This is a genomic window from Paucihalobacter ruber, from assembly GCF_006494535.1.
GTDB classification, from domain to species: domain Bacteria; phylum Bacteroidota; class Bacteroidia; order Flavobacteriales; family Flavobacteriaceae; genus Paucihalobacter; species Paucihalobacter ruber.
In genome coordinates this window covers 503978-523598 of the sequence record NZ_VHIQ01000003.1, presented here as the reverse complement: position 1 = coordinate 523598, position 19621 = coordinate 503978, and the positions used below count along the sequence as shown (strand labels likewise).

At 37.2% G+C, this 19621-nt stretch carries 14 protein-coding genes; 8 read left to right on the top strand and 6 right to left on the bottom strand.

Going from position 1 to position 19621, the window contains the following annotated elements; translation table 11 throughout:
• Positions 1-103 precede the first annotated feature (103 nt).
• From pdhA to FJ651_RS08655, 7 genes are all read left to right on the top strand, one after another.
• Entirely contained in the window at positions 104-1102 is a 999-nt protein-coding gene (pdhA, locus tag FJ651_RS08685) for a pyruvate dehydrogenase (acetyl-transferring) E1 component subunit alpha (protein WP_140990116.1), read from the top strand.
• Positions 1103-1105: 3 nt separating this feature from the next.
• On the top strand, positions 1106-2773 hold the full coding sequence (locus FJ651_RS08680) for a pyruvate dehydrogenase complex dihydrolipoamide acetyltransferase (RefSeq protein WP_140990115.1): 1668 nt from the start codon (positions 1106-1108) through the stop codon (positions 2771-2773).
• Between the two features lie 81 nt (positions 2774-2854).
• Entirely contained in the window at positions 2855-3535 is a 681-nt protein-coding gene (locus FJ651_RS08675; protein ID WP_140990114.1) for an SDR family NAD(P)-dependent oxidoreductase, read from the top strand.
• 15 nt (positions 3536-3550) lie between these two features.
• A complete protein-coding gene (locus FJ651_RS08670) occupies positions 3551-7606 on the top strand; it encodes an FG-GAP-like repeat-containing protein (protein ID WP_140990113.1) in 4056 nt (1351 codons plus the stop codon).
• 8 nt (positions 7607-7614) lie between these two features.
• Positions 7615-8226, top strand: a complete 612-nt coding sequence (locus tag FJ651_RS08665) for a SprT family zinc-dependent metalloprotease (RefSeq protein ID WP_216746109.1) — start codon at positions 7615-7617, stop codon at positions 8224-8226.
• Positions 8227-8258: 32 nt separating this feature from the next.
• On the top strand, positions 8259-9335 hold the full coding sequence (locus FJ651_RS08660; RefSeq protein ID WP_140990112.1) for a mannose-1-phosphate guanylyltransferase: 1077 nt from the start codon (positions 8259-8261) through the stop codon (positions 9333-9335).
• A 15-nt stretch (positions 9336-9350) separates the two neighbouring features.
• On the top strand, positions 9351-10796 hold the full coding sequence (locus FJ651_RS08655; protein ID WP_140990111.1) for a DUF389 domain-containing protein: 1446 nt from the start codon (positions 9351-9353) through the stop codon (positions 10794-10796).
• Here FJ651_RS08655 and FJ651_RS08650 read toward each other — a convergent pair whose 3' ends face one another.
• Both FJ651_RS08650 and FJ651_RS08645 read right to left on the bottom strand, forming a co-directional pair.
• Entirely contained in the window at positions 10797-11564 is a 768-nt protein-coding gene (locus FJ651_RS08650; protein ID WP_140990110.1) for an ABC transporter ATP-binding protein, read from the bottom strand.
• Positions 11564-12301 carry an MlaE family ABC transporter permease gene (locus FJ651_RS08645; protein WP_216746108.1) on the bottom strand — a complete coding sequence of 246 codons (738 nt, stop codon included), beginning with the start codon at positions 12299-12301 and terminating at the stop codon, positions 11564-11566. Before FJ651_RS08645 ends, FJ651_RS08650 begins: the two co-directional genes overlap by 1 nt.
• A 105-nt stretch (positions 12302-12406) precedes the next feature.
• Here FJ651_RS08645 and pafA point away from each other — a divergent pair, with 105 nt between their 5' ends.
• A complete protein-coding gene (pafA, locus tag FJ651_RS08640) occupies positions 12407-14032 on the top strand; it encodes an alkaline phosphatase PafA (RefSeq protein WP_140990108.1) in 1626 nt (541 codons plus the stop codon).
• Here pafA and FJ651_RS08635 read toward each other — a convergent pair.
• The 4 genes from FJ651_RS08635 to gcvP form a co-directional block, all read right to left on the bottom strand.
• The gene (locus FJ651_RS08635; protein ID WP_140990107.1) at positions 14029-14880 is read right to left on the bottom strand and encodes a glycosyltransferase family 2 protein; all 852 of its coding nucleotides are present in this window, start codon (positions 14878-14880) and stop codon (positions 14029-14031) included. The two genes, pafA and FJ651_RS08635, sit on opposite strands and share 4 nt — an antisense overlap.
• Before the next feature lie 34 nt (positions 14881-14914).
• A complete protein-coding gene (locus FJ651_RS08630) occupies positions 14915-15439 on the bottom strand; it encodes a class I SAM-dependent methyltransferase (RefSeq protein ID WP_140990106.1) in 525 nt (174 codons plus the stop codon).
• Between the two features lie 12 nt (positions 15440-15451).
• Positions 15452-16510 (bottom strand): 3-oxoacyl-ACP synthase III family protein, encoded by a 1059-nt coding sequence (locus FJ651_RS08625; RefSeq protein WP_140990105.1) that lies wholly within the window; start codon positions 16508-16510, stop codon positions 15452-15454.
• 171 nt (positions 16511-16681) lie between these two features.
• A complete protein-coding gene (gene gcvP, locus FJ651_RS08620) occupies positions 16682-19531 on the bottom strand; it encodes an aminomethyl-transferring glycine dehydrogenase (protein WP_140990104.1) in 2850 nt (949 codons plus the stop codon).
• Positions 19532-19621: the final 90 nt, after the last annotated feature.

Sequence of the window (19621 nt, the reverse complement as noted above, 5' to 3'; positions counted from 1 at the left end):
TAAGTTTTCCGCAATATTAATTACATTTTTGCTGCCTTGAGTTTCATCTTTAATTTGTAAAGTACTATTTTTGTAATCCTTTTTAATCAAGAAATAGGTTTCCATGCAAAAAGTAACAAAAGAAGTATACCTTAAGTGGTACGAAGACATGCTGTTTTGGCGAAAGTTTGAAGATAAACTGGCAGCTGTTTACATTCAGCAAAAAGTTAGAGGATTTCTTCATTTATATAATGGTCAAGAAGCCGTATTGGCTGGAGCGCTCCATGCCATGGATCTTACAAAAGATAAAATGATTACGGCCTACAGAAACCACGTTCAACCAATAGGCATGGGCGTTGATCCAAGACGTGTTATGGCAGAGCTATACGGCAAAGCTACCGGAACGTCGCAAGGTCTCGGAGGATCGATGCATATCTTTTCAAAAGAACACAGATTTTATGGTGGCCATGGTATTGTAGGTGGTCAAATTCCATTGGGAGCAGGTATTGCTTTTGGTGATAAATATCACGGTGTAGACGCTGTTACACTCTGCTGTTTTGGAGATGGTGCTGCCCGACAAGGTTCGCTTCACGAGACTTTTAATCTTGCCATGCTTTGGAATTTACCTGTAGTGTTTGTTTGTGAGAATAATGGTTACGCTATGGGAACGTCGGTAGAAAGAACCGCAAATCACACCGAAATATGGAAATTGGGTCTTGGCTATGAAATGCCTTCCGGTCCTGTAGATGGTATGAATCCTGTTAAGGTCGCGGAAGCCTTCGATGAAGCCATTAAACGTGCCAGATCAGGTGGTGGACCTACATTTTTGGAAATGAAAACCTATCGTTACAGAGGTCACTCTATGAGTGATGCACAACATTATCGTACTAAAGATGAGGTTGAAGAATACAAGAAGATTGATCCTATTACTCAAGTAAAAGATATTCTTCTTGAAAAGAAATATGCTACAGAAGCCGATATCAAAAAAATGGATAAGCGAGTTAAAGATTTGGTAGACGAATGCGAAAAGTTTGCAGAAGAATCTCCATTCCCTGAACTCAACGTCATGTACGATGCAGTTTACGAGCAAGAAGATTACCCGTTTTTAAAACATAAATTATAATCTATGGCCGAAGTTATAAATATGCCGCGTTTAAGCGACACCATGGAAGAAGGAACAGTTGCCACCTGGTTAAAAAAAGTTGGTGACAAAATTGAAGAAGGCGATATTTTAGCTGAAATTGAAACCGACAAGGCTACTATGGAATTTGAGTCTTTTCACGAAGGTACATTACTGTATATTGGCGTGAAAGAAGGTGAAACTACCAAAGTAGATGAGTTACTGGCCATAATTGGTGAGGACGGTGAAGATATTTCGGCGTTGCTATCAAATTCCAAAGAGGAAAAGACAAATTCCAAAGAGGAAAAGACAAGTTCCAAAGATGAAAGTGATACCGCATCAAAGCAAAATGACGAAGCACCTAAGAAAGAATCGAAGGAAGAATCTGCCGAAATACCCGATGGTGTTACCGTGGTAACCATGCCGCGTTTAAGTGATACTATGGAAGAAGGTACGGTAGCAACCTGGTTGAAAAAAGTAGGTGACGAGGTGAGCGAAGGCGACATATTAGCCGAAATTGAAACAGATAAAGCTACTATGGAGTTTGAATCTTTTAACTCAGGTACTTTATTGCACATTGGTTTACAAGAGGGAGAATCGGCTAAAGTTGATGCACTTCTGGCCATTTTAGGGCCTAAAGGAACCGATGTTTCAGGAATTGCCAAGAACTTTAGCGCAGCAGGTACTTCTGAGCCAAAACAAGAACCTAAACAACAAGAAAGTAAAGGCGAGTCTGCTTCTGAACCTAAAAAGGAAGCAGCACCGGCGACGTCAGAGAATGTAAGTCAGCCAACAGCTGCACCAACATCAAGTAATGGCCGTATTTTTGTATCGCCATTAGCCAAAAAAATGGCCGAAGAAAAGGGGATACAATTATCTCAAGTTAAGGGTAGCGGAGAACACGGTCGTATTATTAAACGCGATATAGAGAACTTAACACCTGCAGCACTGCAGGGGGTTGGTTCAACTGCTAAATTTGTTCCGGCCGGAGAAGAAAGTTTTGATGAAAAGCCAAACTCTCAAATGCGCAAGGTAATTGCCAAGCGCCTGGCAGAGTCTAAATTTACAGCGCCGCACTATTATCTTAATGTTGAGTTCGACATGGATAATGCCATCGCGTTTAGAGAACAATACAATAGTATTCCCGACACAAAAATTTCATTTAACGATATGGTGGTGAAAGCTTGTGCGCTCGCTTTGAAAAAGCACCCACAGGTCAATTCGCAGTGGTTTGATGATAAAATGAAACTTAACAATCATGTGCATATTGGCGTGGCTGTAGCTGTAGAAGACGGTTTGGTAGTGCCTGTTGTGCGTTTTGCCAATGAGCAAAGTTTACCGCAAATCAATGCTGCGGTTAAGGATTTTGCCGGTAGAGCTAGAAATAAAAAGTTGACACCACAAGAAATGGAAGGTAGCACTTTTACCATTTCAAATTTAGGAATGTTTGGTATTGAGAGTTTTACTTCAATTATCAATCAACCTAATTCAGCTATATTGTCGGTTGGTGCTATCGTAGAAAAACCGGTTGTTAAAAACGGTCAAATTGTTCCCGGAAACACCATGAAGTTAACGCTGGCATGTGACCACAGAACGGTTGACGGTGCTACGGGATCTCAGTTTTTACAAACACTTAAAAACTATATTGAAAATCCAATTACCATGTTATTGTAAATAACTAGTTGTAATAATAACTAATATCCTGTTTCATTAGATTGAAGCAGGATTTTTTTTATTTTTACTGTAAAAATTGATGTGAAAAATATAATTATCACCGGCACAAGCAGAGGTATTGGATTTGAACTGGTTAAGCTCTTATCTGCCCAAGGGCATCGGGTGTTGGCGCTTTCAAGGAATTCAAAACCAATTTTAGATTTAAAGCTTCCCAACGTAACAACTTTCAATTTCGATTTATCCAATTCTGAACATTATCTTTCAGTTTCCCAATTTTTAAAAAGTAATTGGAAGACCGTAGATGTGCTTATCAATAACGCCGGCGCACTACTCAATAAGCCGTTTCAAGAAACAAGCTACGATGAATTCAAAGCAGTCTATGATACCAATTTATTTGGTGTAGCCGAAATGATTAAAACCATGTTGCCTTTTTCCACAAAAACATCGCACGTGTTGACCATAAGTTCAATGGGCGGTATTCAAGGCAGTGCCAAATTTGCAGGTTTATCGGCCTACAGCTCAAGTAAAGGCGCCGTAATTACCTTAACCGAATTGTTGGCAGAAGAATATAAAGATAATGGCCCAAGTTTTAATGCGCTGGCGCTTGGTGCCGTTCAAACCGAAATGTTGGCAGAAGCTTTTCCGGGTTATCAGGCGCCTGTTACAGCCATAGAAATGGCTACTTACATCGCCGATTTTGCCTTAAACGGTCATAAATTCTATAACGGAAAAATTTTACAGGTTTCTAATTCAACGCCATAGTTATTTTAGAATTAAATGATAAAAACATTACAAAACCATATTGCGTTTATTTTTATCATATCTTTTGTGCTGACAATTAATTCATTAAAAGCACAAAATTTTGATCGCATTGAGAATGTAAGTTCACTTGGGAATTTGCGCGAAAACAATGGTGTTGCCGTAGCCGATTATGACCAAGATGGCGATCTCGATATTTTTGTAGTAGCCAAAGCAAAAGACGATCAAAACAACCCTGTAACTTTAAGTAGACTTTATCGCAACAATAATGATGGTTCTTTCACAGATGTTACTGAAGCTGCAGGGTTAACAGATTTGTACTCTCAACTAGAGAATCCGGGTTTTTTCTTTGGATTAGATGGTTTTAAGTTTGGGGCTTTTTGGGGTGATTATAATAATGATGGATATCCTGATATATTTTTCACCCATTTAGAGAAAGTTCAACTTTTTAGAAATCAAGGTAACGGAGTTTTCGTTGAAGTAACAGTTCCTGCCGGAATTAACCAGTTTAATGGTTTTGGTAATACAAATGCTTTGTGGTTTGATTATAATAACGATGGTTATTTAGACTTGTTTATAAGCGATTGGCGTCGTAACTCAAACAGCCGTAATACACTTTATAGAAACAATGGCAATGAAACCTTTACAGATGTTACTGCGCAAACGGGTATTTCGTCTTTTAATAACGACTATAGCTTCGTAGCCTTTCCATTCGATTTTAATGACGATGGATTCATGGATATTTTTGTGATGAATGATTTTAGTGCCCCTAACCAGTTATTTATCAACCAAGGCGGAAATTCTTTTACCGAAGAGGCCGCCAATTACGGGGTTAATCAAGGTGTAGACGCTATGGGATTTACAGTAGGTGATTTTAATAAAGATGGATACTTTGACTTTTACATCACAGCCATAGACGAAAATATTTTACTTCAAAATAATGGGACTAACAATTTCACCGACGTTGCTCAGGCCTTTGGGGTGAGAGAAACCGGTTGGTCTTGGGGTACCAGATTTTCAGATTTCGACTTAGATGGCGATGAAGATTTAATTGTGGTTAATGGTTTTGATTTTGCCGACTTCGGATTTGGAGGTGGCAATAGCGAAGAAAATAACTTTTACTTCGAAAATACGGTTAGTCAAGGTAATATTGGTTTTATTGATCAATCGGCGGCATCGGGTTTTAATGCTGAAACCATCAGTGTTGAAGTACTCGATTTCGATTATGATAACGACGGGGATTTGGACGTATATATCACCAATGCCGATAGGGCATCGTATTTTTACGAAAATAAACTCATTAATTTCGATCAAGAACACAGCTATAACTGGTTCAAAATTATTTTACAGGGAACCGTTTCAAACCGAGATGCTATTGGCACCAAAATTAAACTCACCACGCCCGAGGGCGAATTTATTAGATATTACACCGGCGTTGGCTTTTTAGGTCAAAGTTTGTTGCCTGTTCACTTCGGTTTAGCTCAATCTACCCAAGTAACAAGCATTGAGATTACCTGGCCAAGTGGTTTGGTAGAAACGCATCAAGACCTCACTTCAAACATCACCATCAAAGCTACCGAAGGTAACGGCTATGTAATTCTTGATATCCAACCCAGCCAAAAAAGATACGGTTGCACCGACCCCAATTCTTGCAATTACAATCCTGATGCTACTCTTGATGACGGCTCTTGCGAGTATTTACCATCCAATCCCATAGTTGGAGTGTCAAATTCAGGTTTCCTATCTGTTAATACCTACAGTTATCAAATTATTTCGGGTTCAGTAGCGCAATGGGAAGTTACAGGTGGTCATATTTTAGAAGGTCAAGGCACCAACACTATTACTGTTGAATGGGATATTGCTGAAACGGGTCAAATTACTGTTACAGAACTAAACGAAACATGTAACGGTTTGCCTGTGAGTCTTGAGGTAAATTTAAGTATTGAAGAATTACCAGATAATATTTCAATAGCCAGACTTTGGAATGAAGCCTTATTGGGAGCTATAAGAAGAGATTTTGCAAGACCTAATGTACACGCCCGTAATTTATTTCATTCAAGCGTTGCCATGTACGATATTTGGGCCATTTACGATGACCAGGCCGAAACTTACTTACTTGGAAAAACGGTCAATAATTTTAGTTCTAATCTCCAAGATTTTATCCTAATAGAGAGTAAAGAAGAATCTGTAAAAAAAGCCATTAGTTACGCCATGTACAGATTACTTTCGCACAGGTTCAGGAATTCTCCGGGAAGAGAAGCATCGCAGAGGCGTTTCGATATTATTATGGATCAATTGGGCTATGACACTAGTTTTGTGCCTACCAACTATCAGTTTGGTAATGCGGCAGCTTTAGGTAATTACGTAGCTCAGGTCATCATAAATTACGGTAATATTGATAATTCCAGAGAGGCATCAGATTACGATAATAGATTCTATCAACCTATCAATCCGCCGTTAATACTAAATACTTATGAGTTAGGTAATATCGTTGACATCAATAGATGGCAACCATTAACCTTTGATACCTTTATTGATCAAAGCGGTAACCTTATAGAAGGTTCAACACCTATTTTTATGGGGCCCGAATGGGGACAAGTTCATCCGTTTGCTTTAAATGAATCAGATAAAGCAACCTATCAAAGAGATGGTAATTCTTACCCTGTATATTTAGATCCAGGGACACCACCACTGTTAAATCTTGAAAATTCAGACCAAAACAGCGATTTGTTTAAATGGAATTTTAGTCTGGTGTCTGTTTGGAGTGCTCATCTAGATCCTGCCGATAATGTGATGATAGATATTTCTCCCAGAACTATTGGTAATGTAGATTTCAATTCGTTTCCAACTAATTTTAGTGGTCACCAACAATTTTATAATTTATTTGAGGGCGGTGATATTGGGCAAGGCCATGCCGTCAACCCTAAAACCAATCAGCCGTACCAAACCCAAATGGTGCCAAGAGGTGATTATACCAGAGTTCTAGCCGAATTTTGGGCCGATGGCCCCGATTCTGAAACGCCACCGGGACATTGGTTTACAATTCTTAACTATGTTAACGATCATCCGGAATTCGAAAAGCGATTTAACGGTAGAGGAGAAATTCTGGATGATTTAGAATGGGATGTAAAAGCCTACTTTGTTTTAGGTGGTGCCGTACACGATGCGGCCGTAGCCGCTTGGGGAGTGAAAGGCTGGTATGACTATGTAAGGCCAATTTCGGCTATTAGATATATGGCAACCTTAGGCCAAAGTACCAACGCATCATTACCAAATTATCACGTTGCAGGCTTACCATTAATTCCGGGATATATCGAAACAGTTGAAGTTGGAGATGCCTTGGCAGGACCCAATAACATCAATATTGGAAAAATAAAAGTAAAAGCCTGGCGTGGTCACGATTTTGTGAGCAATTCTGAAACAGACATAGCAGGCGTTGGTTGGATTTTAGGCGAACGCTGGTGGCCATATCAAAGACCATCGTTTGTAACGCCGCCATTTGCGGGTTATGTATCGGGTCATTCAACTTTTTCAAGAGCCGCAGCCGAAGTGTTAACACTTATTACAGGAGACGAATTTTTTCCTGGTGGAATGGGACAGTTTGTTGCCAAACAAAACGATTTTTTGGTCTTTGAAAAAGGACCTTCGGTAGATATTGTGATGCAATGGGCCACCTATCGAGACGCTTCAGATCAAACCAGTTTATCCAGAATTTGGGGTGGTATTCACCCACCGGCCGACGACATTCCGGGTAGAATAATGGGAGATCTTGTTGGTAAACGTGCCTATGCGTTTGCGGTACCTTATTTTAATTCAGAGCAAGAAGTAGTTAGCACAGATAACGTTGTTATTTATCCCAATCCGGTTTTAGATCGTACAATTTTTGTAACAGGAACAAATACCAATGATAGCTTTGATTTATTCGATATCAATGGCAGACGCATAAAAATTGAATCGGTGTTTTTTAACGAAAGTTCAGGTGTTACACAAATTAACTTGCCATCAAACACAGCTACCGGTATGTATATCTTAAGAGCAAAAGGAGTGTCTAAAGTATTAATTATAAAAAATTAATGATAAGAATGCCATCAAAAAACAATAATGATTCTGTATTACACCACATTCCTGAAAGTGCTCATAGTTATGTATCTTCATTATTGGAGGTCGATCATTTAATTATTAAGGTTAAAAGCGAAAGAAAAACAAGACACGGCGATTATAAAGAGTTGCCAGATGGTTTTCACTTGATTACAGTTAATAATAATTTAAATCCGTATCGATTCTTAATCACGCTTATCCACGAAATTGCACATTTTGAAGCCTACAAGAGTCATGGCAAACGCATAAACCCACACGGAATAGAATGGAAACTTACTTTTAAACATCTCATGTTGCCGTTGATAAATCCTCGGGTGTTTCCGGAAGAATTTCTTCCTTTTTTAGCCAGACATTTTAAAAACCCTAAAGCGTCAAGCGACACCGATGTTGCTTTGGCTAAAGCTTTGAGAAGTTATGATATTAATGATGATAAAACCTATGTATATGAACTGGAGCACGGCACTAAATTCAAAATATACAACGGAAGAGAATTTAAACGCGGTAAAAAAAGAACTAAACGCATTGAATGTTTGGAGTTAAAATCGGGTAGGTTATATTTGTTCAATCCCAATGCAGAGGTGGAAGTAATTGAGTAGAAAAATTTAAATAAGTTTTAAAATCCATTTTAATGAACAATAATTATTACGGAATCATAATGGCCGGAGGTGTAGGATCCAGATTTTGGCCGGTGAGTACCAAGTCCTTTCCAAAGCAATTTCACGATATGCTCGGTACAGGAGATACGCTCATTCAAAAAACATTTAAGCGACTTTCAGCTCTTATTCCTAAAGAGAATATTTTGGTTTTAACCAACGAGATTTACAAAGATTTGGTTTTAGAGCAACTGCCCGAAATTAATGAAAATCAGGTGTTGTTAGAACCTGCCATGCGAAATACTGCACCTTGTATTTTATACGCCGCATTAAAAATTAAAAAGCAAAATCAGGAAGCAGTTATGTTGGTAGCGCCAAGCGATCATTGGATTGAAGATGAACATGCCTTTGGTGAAAACGTGCAAGCCGCATTTAACTTTTGCCATCAAAATAATGCTTTGGTAACCCTAGGTATCAAACCCACATTTCCAAATACCGGTTATGGTTATATAGAATTTGAAAAGTCTTCTGTCGAACTAAAACCTGTTATACAATTTAGAGAAAAACCAGATTACGAGACTGCAAAATCATTTCTTGCGCAAGGTAATTTTTTATGGAATGCAGGTATTTTTATCTGGTCGGTAGTTTCAGTAATTGACGCCTTTGAGAAGCATCAACCTAAATTAATTAATTTATTTTTAAGTGGTGAATCAGTTTACAATACTGACAGTGAAAACCAATTTATTTTAGATAATTACGGATTGGCCGAAAATATTTCGGTTGATTATGCCATTATGGAGCAATCTGATAATGTTTACGTATTGCCAGCCACTTTTGACTGGAATGATCTGGGCACTTGGGGCAGTTTATACGATAAGCTCGATAAAGACGAAAATAACAACGCGGTAGTTAACACCCGGCTTCAAAGCACTGACGCTTTCGGCAACATGATAAAAACAAAAACCAATAAAATTGTGGTGATTGACGGGATTTCAGATTATATTATTGTAGATGAAAACGAAGTTTTACTTATCTTTCCCAAAGAAAAAGAACAACAAATAAAAGAAGTACTTAAAGCTACTACTGATAAATTTGGGCAACAATACAGTTAATTTATTTGTAATTACATGGAAGAAAACAAATTTAACTTCGACGAAGAAACAGAAAATAAAACAAAAAGTGCTGCAGATCTAAAAGAAGAGGCGCAAGGTTTTTTAGCTAATATCTGGTCTTTTGTGCAAAGTGTTTTTAATTTTAGAAAGGACACCGATACAGAAGAAACTGTTGAAGCCATAAAAAAGGATATTTCATTTAGAGGTGCTACGGCGTGGATTTTGATTTGTTCTATTTTTGTTGCTTCGGTGGGCTTGAATGCAAATTCAACAGCTGTTGTTATTGGTGCCATGTTAATTTCTCCGCTAATGGGTCCAATTTTAGGTATAGGTATGTCTATTGCCATCAACGACATTTTCACGCTTAGAAAATCATTAATCAACTTCGGTATAATGGTGGTACTAAGTGTTTTAACAGCTTTTTTATTCTTCTGGTTGTTCCCATTAAGCGAAGTAACATCAGAACTTTTTGCCAGAACCAGACCAGATATTAGGGACGTACTCATCGCATTTTTTGGTGGATTGGCCTTAATAATTGCAAGAACAAAAAAAGGCACTATTGCCTCTGTAATTTTTGGTGTAGCAATTGCTACGGCGTTAATGCCACCGTTATGCACCGCAGGTTTTGGATTGGCAAAGGGCAACTGGAGTTACTTTCTTGGGGCCATGTATTTGTTTCTTATCAATACAATTTTTATTGGATTAGCTACTTTTTTAGTTTTAAAAATTCTGGGCTTTCCAATGATTGAGTACGCTAACTCCAAAAAGAGACGACGTATTGCTAACATCGCTTCTTTGTTAGCTATTGTTGTGATGATTCCCGCAGTGTGGACATTTGTTTCAGTTTTAAATGAAACTAATTTTAATAGAGATGCAAAGGCATTTGTTGAAACTGAGTTAGAAGCCTTGCCTCATTCTGATTATGTGAAAAAGAATGCTAATATTGAATACGTGGATAAAGCAACCACCAGAATTGAACTCAATACTTTTGGTTTAGATGAAATACCGTCAGAAGCAGAGGCTATGTTAAAAGAAAGACTTAAATCGTATAAGGCACTTGCAAAAACCGAGTTGGTAATTAACCAAAACAAGTACAGGAATATCGACAACCTTAGATTCATGGAACAGTTAAGATATCGTGATTCTATAGATTTGCTTTCACAAAGCGAAAGGATTAAATTTTTAGAAGTTGAGATGCGCAAAAAAGAACGTCTAGAGCGTAACCAAATTCCGTTTGACAAATTTATTGAAGAGCTGAGTATTAATTACAATACCATTGAAAAGGTGGCTTATTCAAGTCTTATTTCAAGCGATTTCAGCAAAATAGATACCATTGCGGTGTTATCGGTAAAGTGGAAGTCGAATGTATCATCAGATCAGATTTATCAGCAATCTAAAAATTTAGAAAGATGGTTGAAGGTGAAGTATCAACTCGATTCTATACAGGTAAGACGTATGTAACTAATTGCGTTCTTCAATGTACATTTGACGAACTTTTTTGAATAACTCCGAAGAATAAACAAAATTAGTCACTGCTTGATTGTCGGTTTTAAAAATGGTTTTTTTAGAGCCTTCCCATTCTTTTACGCCGTCTTTTAAAAAAACGATTTTCTCTCCAATTTCCATTACAGAGTTCATGTCGTGAGAATTAATGACTGTTGTAATATTGTATTCGTCTGTAATTTCTCGAATAAGATTATCAATTACTATGGCAGTTCTTGGGTCAAGACCTGAATTAGGTTCATCACAAAACAAATACTTCGGATTGTTAACGATGGCCCGTGCTATCGCAACCCGTTTTTGCATCCCACCCGAAGCTTCACTTGGCTTTTTTTTGTGTGCGTCGGGCAGGTTAACACGCTTTAAAACTTCGTTTGATCTGTCTTGCATTTCAGATAAAGTCATTTTAGTGAACATTCTCAGTGGAAACATCACATTTTCCTGAATGTTCATAGAATCAAACAAAGCACTTCCTTGAAAAACCATACCCATTTTAGAGCGAAGGTCTCTTTTTTCGTTGACTGATAATTCAGAATAAATAGCGTCGTTGAAACTTATGGTGCCTTCTTCGGGTTCGATTAAACCTAATAGACATTTCAAAAACACTGTTTTTCCTGAACCTGACTGACCTATAATTAAATTAGTTTGTCCAGGTAAAAATGAGGTGGTAATGCCTTTTAAAACATGAATATCTCCAAAAGATTTATGTAAGTTGTTTACCTCTATCATTAGCCTAATAACAAACTGGTTAAGAAATAATTTAAAATAATAATTACCACACTGGTCCAAACAAATGCCGTGGTGCTGGCTTTACCAACTTCTAATGCGCCTCCTTTCATAAAAAATCCGTGAAAAGAAGGTATAGTAGCTAAAACAAAGGCAAACACCAATGTTTTTAAAAATGCATAAACAATATGAAATTCTATGAAATCCAGTTGTACACCATCTATAAAATCTGCCGAAGAACTGTAACCGCCGTAAACACAAGCTATATAACCACCAAAAACACCTAAAAACATGGCAATTGCAATAACAAAAGGGTAAAATAATAAAGCTATAAATTTAGGAAATACTAAGTAGTTAAGGGCGTTAATGCCCATTACTTCTAAGGCGTCAATCTGTTCTGTTACCCGCATCGTGCCAATGCTCGAGGTTATAAAAGATCCAACTTTACCGGCCATAATAATAGACACAAAAGTTGGAGCAAATTCAAGTATTACAGATTGACGAGTTGCAAATCCGATTAAATTTTTGGGAATTAATGGATTGCTAATATTTAAAGATGTTTGTATGGCCACAACGCCACCAACGAAAAACGAAATAAATGCAACAATACCCAGAGAGCCAAGAATCAAATCGTCTATATCTTTTAGAATAAGGGTTTTCATAACAGACCATTTGGTAGGTCTTCTGAACATATCCTTAATCATGATGAAATAGGCGCCTATATTTTGTAAATACTTCATATTAGAAATGATGATGCTAAATTAAAAAAACTTAATGGTATTTAACCTTAATTTTAAATTAAGATGAAGCTAATTCTATACTTTTGTGAAGTTAAAATATTCTCCATGAAAAAACTTATTTTTATCCTAGCGATCTGTGTGTTTCCAAATTTAATTGCTCAGGAGGTCGATAATAAGCCAAAATTGGTTGTTGGTATTGTTGTAGATCAAATGCGTTACGATTATCTCACCAGATTTTACGATAAATACAGCGACGATGGATTTAAAAGATTGATGTTAAAAGGATACGATTGTAAAAATGCACATTTTAACTATATACCAACCTATACTGCTCCCGGCCACGCATCTATCTACACCGGTACCACACCAAAATATCACGGAATTATTGAAAATAATTGGTATGATAAGTTTGAGAAAAAAATAGTTTACTGTGTAAACGATGATACCTTTAATCCGGTAGGTACAACCGATAATTACAGCCGTGTTTCGCCGCGTAGAATGTTGGTAACCACTGTAGCCGATCAGTTGAAATTGCATAACCAACAAAAATCAAAAGTAATTGGTATTGCAATGAAAGACAGAGGTGCGGTGCTTCCGGCCGGTCATTCAGCAAATGCGGCTTACTGGTTTGTTGGCAAGGACGAAGGGAATTGGGTAACCAGTGATTATTATATGACCGATTTGCCTAAATGGGTTAAAGATTTCAACAAATCTAAAACAGTTGAAAAATACTTGACAACCTGGAATACACTTTATGATATTAAAACCTACACCGAAAGCGGCCCTGATTTAAACGATTTCGAGTCGGGTTTTAAAGGAAAAGAAACCGCAACCTTTCCATATAATCTAAAAAAATTAAGTAAAGATAATGGTGACTTAGATATTTTAAAAGTAACACCTTTTGGGAATAGTATTACAACAGATTTTGCAATTGCAGCCATTGAGGGTGAGAAACTTGGCAATGGAAGTGTTACCGACTTTTTAACGATAAGTTATTCTAGCCCCGATTATATTGGTCATAATTTTGGTGTGAACTCAAAAGAAATTCAAGATACTTATTTAAGGCTAGATATAGAATTAGCAAGGCTTTTAAAACATCTCGATAACAAAGTTGGCACCGGAAATTACACAGTGTTTTTAACAGCCGATCATGCCGCAGTTCATGTGCCTGCTTTTTTGGAGAGTTTAAAAATACCTGCCGGGTACTTTGACAAAAAGGTATTTAAAGAAAAATTAGATAACTTTTTATTGAAGCGTTATGCCACTTCTGATTTGATTGAACATATTGGAGGTTTCCAAATATTCTTAAACAGAGAGAAAATTAGTCAATTAAACCTAAATCTTCAAGAGGTTCAACAAAGTATCGTTGACGAAATTATTAATTACGAATATATTGACCGAGCCTACGCTGCACATACACTTCACAACAAAGCATTTACAGAAGGTATCGAATCTTTGTTGCAAAACGGCTATCACCAAAAACGCTCAGGTGATGTACTGGTGTCTTTTAATGCTGCGGTAATTTCATATGGAAGAAAAGGAACAACGCATGGTTCTGGATATTTATATGACACACATGTGCCTTTATTGTTTTACGGAAATGGAATTAAGCAAGGCAGTACACTTCAGAAAGTAAAAATTACTGACATAGCGCCAACAATTTCGGCCTTATTGGGAATCAGTTTTCCCAACGCCACAACCGGAGTGCCACTAGAATTTGTTTTGGATTAAAGTTTTAGTTTATTTAAAATACCGCGCCAGCGAAATTTTCTAATAAACTGTGCTTGTTCTTTGGTTACTAAGAAAGGAATCTTTTGTTTTTTAGCCTTTATAAAACCTTTTAAATAGTCGGGAATAAGAGCGAATTGTTTTTTCTTGAACGCAATTTTTACAGCCGAAATTAATGTAATTATAATACCATAGCCCATTTTGTACATAGCCTCGCCTTGAAGCAAACTAGATGATGCCTTGTAGCCGCTTCCTGTTGGTCTTAAGTGTTTAACTATAAGCGCTGCATCTGTTTTTATAATCCAGCCGTAGTACTGAGCTAAAAGTTCATCGACCGTATCCCAGCCAATTGAAGGTTTTAATTCTCCGATTTGTTCAAAACACTCTTTTCGATAAGCTTTTAAAGCACCCCTTAAATGTTCTTTATTGGTAAGGTTTTCTAAAATCCACTCACCGTTTGACTCAATGTAGCAAAAGCCACCTGCCATCCCAATGTTGTTGTTTACTTTAAAATGCTCGGCTATTTTTTCAAGGTAATCCTCAGGAAAAATTAAATCGGCATCAAACTTACAAATCACATCATAATTATTGTCTAATGTGTTGAATCCTGCATAAAAGGCATTGATTATTTTACTTCCCGGTACATGTTGGCTTGAGGAAGTTTTTTGTATGCTAACAATGAAGTTGTGCCCAGATGAAAATTTCTCTATAATTAATTGTGTATTATCTGTAGAATGATCATTTACAATAACAATCTTTTTTGGTTTTAAGGTTTGGTTAACGAGCGATTGCAGTGTTTGCTCTAAAAATTCTGCTTCGTTATGTGCCGGTATGACGATGTAAAAATCCATCTAATAGTTTATTGATGCAATATTAGTTGTGTTATTATGTATCGCTTCTTCGGGCATAAACTATATAGTATCTGGGTGTAAATAGTCTTAGCAAAGGTCTAAACCCAAACTTTTTTACAGGATGAGTCCACTTCTTACGGTCAATAATAGTCCATCCTGTTTTTTCAAGCAACCAGTCTAGCTGCCAGTCTTCAAATTCATGGTAATGTCTATCCCATAAATCTGTTTTACTTTTATATGCTTTAGAAAACCATAAGCTAAGTGGCACACTAACTACTAACTGTTGGGCTCGAACCGATTTTAAAACCTGATAAGGCGATAACAAATGTTCTAAAATTTCAAATGCAGTAACAACGGTGGCTTTGGAGTTTTTTAATACAGTTTGGTCTTGGTCTAAATCTTCGCCTTTAGTATTTTCAACATTATAACCTTCTTGTATCATTATTTCTGATAAGGGGTTTTCAACACCTAAATCAAGAATTATTTCTTCGGTTGAAATATGTTTTTTTAAAAACTCAATTGTAAGTTGATACCTTTTCTTTGGATATGTCTTGTACATTTATTTATACACTTAATACCTATAAGTAATAGCATTAATATGCATGCCGGCACCAACACTGGCTAAAATTATGATGTCTCCTTTATTAATTTGGTGATTCTCGAGGTCATTTTTTACAATCAAATCGAGTAGCGTTGGAACAGTAGCTACAGAGCTATTGCCCAATTTATGAATACTCATAGGCATAATATTTTCAGGAGCTTCCATTTTATAGAGTTTATAAAACCTTTTAATAATGGCTTCATCCATTTTTTCATTTGCCTGATGAATGAGAATTTTTTTAACTTCATTAATACCAATGCCGCTGTTATCGAGACAGGTTTTCATGGCTTCGGCTACATTCTTTAAAGCGAATTCATATATCTTTCGGCCATGCATTTTGATGTACTTGGTATCGGGATCTAAGTTCGGGTTGTTAGAGTTTCCAAAGAAAAGATAATAGGCTTCATCATATGTAAAACTTGCAGTTTCATGAGCAAGTATACCACTATCGTCTGTTGTTTCTTCAATAATACTTGCGCCTGCACCATCTGAATAGATCATAGAATCTCGGTCGTGTTTATCAACCACTCTCGATAAGGTTTCTGTGCCAATCACCAAACAGCGCTTGGCCATTCCTGCTTTGATGAAAGCTTGTGCTTGGATAACACCTTCAATCCATCCGGGGCAACCAAACAAAATGTCGTAGGCCACGCATTTCGGATTTTTAATTTTTAGCCTGTATTTTATTCTTGAGGCCAAACATGGTAAAATATCGCTTTGAATGGTGTTGTATTTAACATCACCAAAGTTGTGAGCTACAATAATATAGTCTAATGTTTCAGGATCAATGTTTGCATCAGCTATAGCTTTTTCCGCAGCGAGGTAGCCAAGGTCTGAGGAATTCAAGTCATTATCGGCATATCTGCGCTCTACAATACCGGTGATATCCTTGAATTTTTCAACAATAACTTCGTTCGGATAATGAATAACCGTTCCGTCTGAGTTTAAGAATTCATGTTTGTAAAAATCTTCATTCGATTCTACGTTATCCGGAATAAAACTACCAATTCCTGTAATTTTTATGCCCATTTGTATTTTTAATTTTTAGTTGGTAATACGAAGCTACTTATTATATAAATTCAAACATCAAACCATGTTAAATAACTTGTATTTTTATGGATAATTTAAAAAATTAAATAATTCAATAAAAATAATTTAACCATCTTGGTAAAAAAATTAAATAGCTTAAACTTAAAAATTTTAAGCTTCTATATAGTCTTCAATAGGAGCACAGGTACAAATTAAGTTTCTGTCTCCGTAAGCTTCGTCAACGCGTCTAACAGTTGGCCAAAATTTATTATCTCTCACATAATCTAAAGGAAATGCAGCAGTTTCTCTTGAATAAGGGAAATACCATTCATCAGCCGTTAGCATGTTGAGGGTATGTGGTGCGTTTTTTAGCGCGTTGTTGGGCTCATTTTTATCGGCCAAATCAATTTCCAGTTTAATGGCAATCATGGCGTCGCAAAACTTATCTAATTCTGAAAGGCTTTCACTTTCTGTAGGTTCAATCATCATGGTACCAGCCACCGGAAACGATACCGTTGGCGCATGAAACCCGTAATCCATTAATCGTTTGGCAATGTCAACCACTTCAATCCCTTTTTCTTTAAACGGTCTGCAATCAATAATCATTTCGTGTGCAGCTCTTCCTTGCTCACCGGTGTATAAAGTATTGTAGTAACCATTAAGGCGCTCTTTAATATAGTTAGCATTTAAAATGGCCACTTCTGTAGATTGTTTTAAACCGTCAGCACCAAGCATTTTAATATAGCCGTAAGAAATTAAGCAAGCCAATGCAGATCCAAATGGCGCTGCTGAAATGGCTGTGATGGCTTGTTCTCCACCGGTTTTTACGATAGGATTTGATGGTAAAAACGGTACCAGTTGCTTTGCAACACAAATTGGTCCAACGCCCGGGCCACCACCACCGTGAGGTATGGCGAAGGTTTTGTGAAGGTTGAGGTGACAAACATCAGCGCCAATATTTCCTGGATTGGTGAGACCAACTTGGGCATTCATGTTGGCGCCATCCATATAAACCTGACCGCCGTTATCGTGTATGATCTGTGTGATTTCTTTAATGGCTGATTCGTAAACGCCGTGCGTAGATGGATAAGTCACCATTAACGCAGCGAGATTGTCCTTGTGCATTTCGGCTTTTTCTCTTAAATCGTCAACATCAATATTACCGTTATCCGAAGATTTTGTAACAATCACTTTCATTCCTGCCATTACAGCACTTGCGGGATTTGTACCATGAGCCGAAGAAGGAATAATACAAATATTACGGTGACTGTCTCCTCTAGATTCGTGATAAGCTCTAATCACCATTAACCCGGCATACTCTCCTTGCGCACCTGAATTTGGTTGAAGTGAGGTACCTGCAAAACCGGTAACCTCGTTGAGTTGTTCTTCTAATTTTTTAAGCACAATTTGAAAGCCTTTTGCTTGCTCTAAAGGTGCAAATGGATGAATATTGCCCCATTTAAACATACTAAGCGGTAGCATTTCGGCTGCTGCATTTAGTTTCATGGTACATGAACCCAACGCAATCATAGAGTGATTTAGCGACAAATCTTTGCGTTCTAATTTTTTGATATAACGCATCAAATCTGTTTCAGAGTGATAGGTGTTAAAAATAGGTAAGGTTAAAAACTCTGAAGTTCTTTGCAGGATTTCAGGGATTTGTACGACGTTATTGATACTTTCAATTCTTTTAAAAGGAACACCTTTGGCATCGGCAAATATTTGAGTGATGATATTGATATCTTCAAGTGTGGTGGTTTCATTGATTGAAATTGAAACACTTTCTTGATCGGGGTAGTAAAAATTAATTTTTCTCTTTTTAGCAAAGTTCTTAACGGTCTTAGCATTGGCTTCTATATGAAGCGTATCAAAAAACGATGCATTGTGCAGTTTGTAACCTAAACTATTTAAAGATTTAGCCAGAGTTGACGTTAGGCTATGAACTTCATTGGCGATGTGCTTTAATCCATTAGGACCGTGATAAACTGAATACATACCGGCCATCACTGCAAGTAATACCTGAGCGGTACAGATATTTGAAGTAGCTTTATCTCTTTTTATATGCTGTTCACGAGTTTGCAAAGCCATTCTCAAGGCACGATTGCCGTTGAGGTCTTTTGTAACGCCAATGATTCTGCCGGGTAAATCTCTTTTGTAGGCTTCTTTGGTGGCAAAGTAGGCTGCATGCGGTCCGCCGTATCCCATTGGGATACCAAATCTTTGTGTGGTGCCAACAACTACATCGGCGCCAAATTTGCCAGGTGCTTCCAGCATGATCAAGCTTAAAATATCGGCAGCAACTGCAACTTTAATGTTGTTTTGATTGGCTTTTTCGATGAAGGTTTTAATATCTGTTATTTGTCCGTGTTTGCCAGGATATTGAACAATGGCACCAAAATATTCTGATGAAAAATCAAAATCTTCGGCTTTACCGGTTACCAGTTCAATTCCAATAGGTGTTGAACGCGTTTCTAACAAAGATAATGTTTGCGGTAAAATATCATCTGAAACAAAAAACTTATGAACATTGTTCTTTTTTTGGTCTCTGTCTCTAACTGCAAATAACAAGGCCATAGCTTCGGCTGCTGATGTACTTTCATCTAAAAGTGAGGCATTTGCTATTTCCATACCGGTTAAATCGGTAACCATTGTCTGGAAATTTAACAAGGCCTCTAATCTGCCTTGTGCAATTTCGGCCTGATATGGCGTGTAGGCAGTGTACCATCCCGGATTTTCAAGAATATTTCTTTGTATAACAGCAGGTAAAATGGTAGGGTGGTAGCCTAAACCTATATAGGTTTTATATACTTTATTTTTTTTGGATAATTGATGCATATGAACAGTAAATTCCTGTTCGCTCATAGGTGCATCTAAATCCAATTCTTTTTTAAGTCTGATGTTATCAGGAATGGTTTGTGTAATAAGTTCGTCTATGGTATTAACACCGATGAAGTTTAGCATTTGCTGTTGTTCTTCCGGTCTTGGACCTATGTGGCGAAGTGAAAATTTTTTTGTGTTCATAGCAGTAAAAAAGTTCCTATTTTTTTGATGCACAAAAATACGTTTTTGCAGTGGTTTTAATGTTAAAGATTGCCAAAGTTTTTAACCATT

Excerpts from the sequence above, each read along its gene's own strand:
- FJ651_RS08670 (WP_140990113.1), top strand. The coding sequence starts at position 3,551 with ATGATAAAAACATTACAAAACCATATTGCGTTTATTTTTATCATATCT.
- FJ651_RS08655 (WP_140990111.1), top strand. The coding sequence starts at position 9,351 with ATGGAAGAAAACAAATTTAACTTCGACGAAGAAACAGAAAATAAAACA.
- pafA (WP_140990108.1), top strand. The coding sequence starts at position 12,407 with ATGAAAAAACTTATTTTTATCCTAGCGATCTGTGTGTTTCCAAATTTA.
- FJ651_RS08635 (WP_140990107.1), bottom strand. The coding sequence starts at position 14,880 with ATGGATTTTTACATCGTCATACCGGCACATAACGAAGCAGAATTTTTA.
- FJ651_RS08650 (WP_140990110.1), bottom strand. The coding sequence starts at position 11,564 with ATGATAGAGGTAAACAACTTACATAAATCTTTTGGAGATATTCATGTT.
- gcvP (WP_140990104.1), bottom strand. The coding sequence starts at position 19,531 with ATGAACACAAAAAAATTTTCACTTCGCCACATAGGTCCAAGACCGGAA.
- FJ651_RS08630 (WP_140990106.1), bottom strand. The coding sequence starts at position 15,439 with ATGTACAAGACATATCCAAAGAAAAGGTATCAACTTACAATTGAGTTT.
- FJ651_RS08660 (WP_140990112.1), top strand. The coding sequence starts at position 8,259 with ATGAACAATAATTATTACGGAATCATAATGGCCGGAGGTGTAGGATCC.
- FJ651_RS08665 (WP_216746109.1), top strand. The coding sequence starts at position 7,615 with ATGCCATCAAAAAACAATAATGATTCTGTATTACACCACATTCCTGAA.
- FJ651_RS08680 (WP_140990115.1), top strand. The coding sequence starts at position 1,106 with ATGGCCGAAGTTATAAATATGCCGCGTTTAAGCGACACCATGGAAGAA.
- pdhA (WP_140990116.1), top strand. The coding sequence starts at position 104 with ATGCAAAAAGTAACAAAAGAAGTATACCTTAAGTGGTACGAAGACATG.
- FJ651_RS08645 (WP_216746108.1), bottom strand. The coding sequence starts at position 12,301 with ATGAAGTATTTACAAAATATAGGCGCCTATTTCATCATGATTAAGGAT.
- FJ651_RS08625 (WP_140990105.1), bottom strand. The coding sequence starts at position 16,510 with ATGGGCATAAAAATTACAGGAATTGGTAGTTTTATTCCGGATAACGTA.